Source organism: Nguyenibacter vanlangensis (assembly GCF_013376155.1).
In the GTDB taxonomy this organism is placed as follows: domain Bacteria; phylum Pseudomonadota; class Alphaproteobacteria; order Acetobacterales; family Acetobacteraceae; genus Gluconacetobacter; species Gluconacetobacter vanlangensis.
Map to the genome: position 1 here is coordinate 1 of NZ_JABXXP010001141.1, position 652 is coordinate 652.

General features: G+C 69.6%; 1 protein-coding gene. It reads right to left on the reverse strand.

What is annotated here, in order from left to right; translation table 11 throughout:
• The coding region (locus HUK84_RS21745) for an RNB domain-containing ribonuclease (RefSeq protein WP_176641987.1) at positions 1–652 on the reverse strand (652 nt) is incomplete at both ends.

Genomic DNA, 652 nt, shown 5'->3' on the forward strand with positions numbered 1-652 from the left:
CGGTGGGCCCGATCGGCAACCCGATCGGCGCCCACGTCCGGATCGACCAGGGCGAACAGCAGGCCGCCCGTCACCGGCGTCGCCTCGACCAGACGAATCGTGACGGGCTGTCCCAGCGAGAGACGCATCCCGCCATGGCGGCCGCGCAGCGTTTGAGTCGTGTCGTCATGGGTCCAGACATCGTCGGGCAGGGTCGATACCGGCACCAGACCGGTGGCGCCGGTCCGCGTCAATGTCACGAACGCGCCGAACCGCGCCACGCCCGTCACGTGACCGTAAAATTCCATTCCGATGCGTTCGGCAAGCCACAGTGCGACATAGCGTTCGGTGGTTTCTCGTTCGGCCAGGACGGCGCGCCGCTCGGTGGCGCTGACCTGCTCGCCGATCTCGGCCAGGCGCGCGGCATCGCCGGCCGGCATGCCGTCGGGCGGCAGCGTGCCCAGGCCGATCAGGGTGCGATGGACCATCAGGTCGGCATAGCGACGGATCGGGCTGGTGAAATGGGCATAGGCCGGCAGCGCCAGGCCGAAATGGCCGATATTGTCCGGGCTGTATTCCGCCTGGCTCTGCGCCCGCAGGATCGTCTCGCTGACCAGCGTCGCCGAGTCGCCCCCTGCCGCCTGCGCCAGGACCCTGCCCAGGTCGCGGGCCT